Origin of the sequence: Nocardia farcinica, from assembly GCF_029867845.1 — a bacterium.
GTDB lineage: Bacteria > Actinomycetota > Actinomycetes > Mycobacteriales > Mycobacteriaceae > Nocardia > Nocardia farcinica_A.
In genome coordinates this window covers 1-2,756 of sequence record NZ_JARWRU010001117.1, presented here as the reverse complement: position 1 = coordinate 2,756, position 2,756 = coordinate 1, and the positions used below count along the sequence as shown (strand labels likewise).

Genomic DNA, 2,756 nt, shown 5'->3' with positions numbered 1-2,756 from the left:
GCTGGTGGCGGTGCACGGGCAGCGGCGGCGGCGTGACGCGGAGATCCTGGCGGCGCGGCTGGGGGTGAGCGGGGAGCCGCCGCAGACGTTGGCCGCGATCGGGGCGCGCTTCGATCTGGCGCGGGACCGGGTGCGGCAGTTGCACACTCGCACGGTCGGGCAGATCCTGCGGGAGACGCATCTGGTCGGGGCGGAGCGGGCGGTGTTCACCGACCGGTATCCGCTGGCCGCGCGGGATTCGGCGCTGGTGCGGACTTTGCTCGCCGAGACCTACGCCACGGACTCGGATCTGGCGGCCAATGACCTGTCGTTCGTCAAGTTGCGGCTGGCGGGGCACGCCGCCGAGGACGCCAAACGGGTCGCCGGCTATGTCATGCAGCGGATCATGGGGTGGCAGAAGAAGACCAATCGACGGCTGGCCGCGCTACACGACGAGCCGGCGGCCACCGCCGCGCTGGACGCGCTGCTCCCCCGGATCGACTGGCCGCCGGCCGGGACGCCGGCGCCGCTGCCCCCCGCCTCGACCCGGGTGGTCGACGCGGACGACGACCAGCGCGGGCGGTTCTACCTGGACAAGGTGGGGCGGGACGTGGGATTCGACTCGGCGCTGCGGGCGCGGTTGCTGCTGACGTTGAACGCGGGCGAGCCGGTGCGGACCTTCCAGGAGGAGCCGGTGGCGGTGCCGTTCGAGTTCGACGGCCGGCGCGGGCCGCACCATCCGAGCGTGGCCGCCGAGCTCACCGACGGTCGTATCGTGCTGATCGATGTGCAGCCGCTCGGGCATGTCGGCTTCGAGATCAACCGGGCGAAAGCCGCGGCGGTCCGCGCGCACGCGCACGCCAACGGCTGGGGTTTCCTGGTGTGGACCGGAAGCCGTACGGGCGTGGCCGAACTGCGCGAGCGCGCGATCGACCGCGAACTCGAACAGCGGCTGGTCGAGCTGGTGGCCGCCGGGCCGGTGCGCCACGCCACCCTGCGCGAGCTGCGTCGCGAGTCCGGGCTGGAACTGCTCGACCTGGTGGCGGCGACGCTGCGGCACGGCTGGCGCTGGGATCGGGCGAACTTCACCATCAGCGCGGGCTGAGCCGGTCGCCGGTTCAGCGCAGGATGACCGCGGCGGCGAGGAAGGTCGTCAACAGCAGCATCGCGCAGATGGTGATCAGCTGCCAGCGTTCGATGGTGCGGTTGAGGGCCGTGATGGTGGCGCGCAGGCTCGCCTCGACCCGCTGCCGCTCGGCGAAGCGGCGATTGATCGCATCCGTCGTGTCGCCCTGGGTGCGGATGGTCTCCTGCGCGCGTTCCAGCCGCCAGTTCAGGCGGGTGATCTGCTTCTCCTTGTCGCGCACCTGGGTGCGCGACATCGCCAGCGCGGTGCGCTGATTGACCAGTTCCTGTCGCTGACGGGCGATCACGGCGGCCTGGGTCCTGGTGTGTCTCTCCCAGTCGGTCACCCGCGCCCAGCCTCCCTTGTGCTCGTTCCGGTAGGCCCAGACGATATCGCCGGACACCCAGCCGCGCAGAAATTCTCGCAGCTCGAGCGGGGTGCGGCGAGGCGAGGCCACCGGGGTGTGCACGGTGTCGAGGACGCCGGTGTCGATGAGGTAGTCGCAGGAGGTGGGGCCGAGGTCGGTGATGCCCAGGGCGGGCAGGTGGTCGACCCAGTAACCGGGCGGGCACAGCCACAGCACGCCCGCGCAGCCCGCCGTGCGCAGGCGGGTGGTGTGCTCCTGCGCCAGGGCTGTCTCCAGCGGGCCGTTGCGCACCTCGATGACGAACCAGCGGTCGCCGCTGCGCCACAGCACGTCGACGAGGATGCCCGGCTCGTCGTCGGTCTCGCCGACGCGCTGGTCCACATCGGCCTCGTCGGCGCCGAACTCGACCAGCCGGGCGCACAACCAGTACTTGAGGCGCTGCACATCCCATTGCGAGTCGGCACATTCGGGGCACCGGCAGCTGTATCGGGAGCGTCCGCTGCCAGACGCCCGTGAGATCTCGGCGTCGTCCCCGATCCCGAGTTCGGCGAGCACCGCCCGGCGCCCGCAAGCCATCTCTGTCCGCTGCTTGGTTCGCACGCGATCACTCCCTGCCCGACACGCTGGTCTACCGACCTACTCCATGAATCAAGAGTGCGCCTACTTTCCGGCGCCCGCCAGCCCCCTTTACCCGCGCTCGGGTGCGCCGCACCCCGGGTAGGGCTCACCGGACGGGGCGGGTGACCGCTGCTGTCCCGCAAGGTTTTCGGAGTGAAGCACGAGAGATGCGCCACACAGTATCCGGTCTTCGCAGGCGGCGCAGTCCCGAATTCACGCGACGAGTAGCCTCGATCCGTCCGCGCGTCGCCGTCGCCGGAGCCGGTCACGCGGATCGCGCGAGCCGGCCGGTGCGCCGGGCGGGGCGGGGTGCACCCGGACCTCGGCAAGCGGGCACGGTCGGACGTGCGTGGATAGAATCGCCGGGCCAACCGGCCAGTCCGGGCAACGAGCGGGAAGAGGTATGCGAGGCATGGAGCACGGCCAACAGGACGCCGAGCCGATCGGGACGATCTTGTCGGGCATCGCGGCGCTGCTTCGCGAGCTGAGCGACCAGCTCGATCTCGCCGCGGCCCGAGTCGACGAGCCTGCCGGTTTCGAGGCCAGGCTGAAGAAGCTCGAGTCCTGGGCTCTGGATGCCGGACAGGACATCACGGCCTTGCAGGCGCGGGTCGACAAGATCGAGTCGGTGGAACTCGACGCCGAACAACCGCGTCCGTCCCTCGC

Annotated in this window: 3 protein-coding genes; 2 read left to right on the top strand and 1 reads right to left on the bottom strand. The window is 71.0% G+C overall.

The genetic code is table 11. The features are described from left to right. Positions 1-1,084, top strand: a 1,084-nt coding sequence (locus tag QH283_RS24770; protein WP_280505342.1) for a hypothetical protein, incomplete at its 5' end; no start/stop codon positions are given. A 13-nt stretch (positions 1,085-1,097) separates the two neighbouring features. On the opposite strand, the gene QH283_RS24765 is transcribed toward QH283_RS24770, so the two are convergent. Beyond that, complete coding sequence (locus tag QH283_RS24765; protein ID WP_280505341.1) at positions 1,098-1,916, bottom strand: hypothetical protein; 819 nt, start codon at positions 1,914-1,916, stop codon at positions 1,098-1,100. 586 nt (positions 1,917-2,502) lie between these two features. Here QH283_RS24765 and QH283_RS24760 point away from each other — a divergent pair. Further along, a partial coding sequence (locus QH283_RS24760) for a hypothetical protein (RefSeq protein WP_280505340.1) occupies positions 2,503-2,756 on the top strand: 254 nt, incomplete at its 3' end.